Origin of the sequence: Mycobacterium sp. E796 (assembly GCF_001672815.1) — a bacterium.
Lineage (GTDB): Bacteria > Actinomycetota > Actinomycetes > Mycobacteriales > Mycobacteriaceae > Mycobacterium.
This window is the reverse complement of record NZ_LZKK01000275.1, coordinates 1-685: the sequence shown is the minus strand read 5'-3', so window position 1 is coordinate 685 and position 685 is coordinate 1. Positions and strand designations below refer to the sequence as shown.

Below are 685 nucleotides of genomic sequence, written 5' to 3'. Positions count from 1 at the left end.
ACCACCCACGGCCAGCGCGGGGCCCGCTGTTCGTCTTCGGGCTCAACGGCTTCGTCGTAGCTGTCGTAGTCGTACAGCCGCATGTCGGCCGGCAGGTAGGGGCCGGTGACGAAGTGCTCGGATTCGGGAGCCGAATACGCCCGCGAGTAGGCGTCCGTCTGGCCCGTCTGGTCCGCCGCCGCGATTTCGGCGCTGTCGGCGCTGTCGTCGATGGGGCCCAGCTCGTCGTGGGGTTCGACCGCGTCTTGGCCCGCGTCGAGGCCGGAATCCGATTGGTGGCTGAGGTCGCTGCCGGAATCGGGTTCGTCAGGTTCCCATCCCGGAGGATTCGGCCCGCTCATAGTTGCCTGCCCTGTCCAACTGCATCACCAGCGCGCGAGGCCCCGCGGCTGCATTGGTGCGCGCGCGCTTGGGAGTTTCTCATTGTGCCTGGGCAAACCCTACCGAACGGGATAGAGCAAAGAAGTCGTGGAAAAGGGGCCCGGATCAAGTGATGCCCTGATTGTGACCTTTGAGTCGCAAATCAGTGCTTCTCGGGGCCCGTGTAATACTCGAAGACCAGTCCGGCCGCCGTCGCGAGGATGAACACCACCCCGGCGACGATCAACCAGGGCAGCCACAGCGCGATGCCGACCGCCGCGACCGATCCGGCCAGCGCCACCAGGATGGGCCACCAGCTGTGCGG

Annotated in this window: 1 protein-coding gene and 1 pseudogene; both read right to left on the bottom strand. The window is 66.3% G+C overall.

Annotated elements, in window-relative coordinates:
* Window positions 1-341: pseudogene (locus tag A5706_RS21235) on the bottom strand (hypothetical protein); the annotation flags it as partial.
* A gap of 182 nt (window positions 342-523) precedes the next feature.
* Window positions 524-685, bottom strand: a 162-nt coding sequence (locus tag A5706_RS21230; protein WP_197517815.1) for a cytochrome c oxidase subunit 4, incomplete at its 5' end; no start/stop codon positions are given.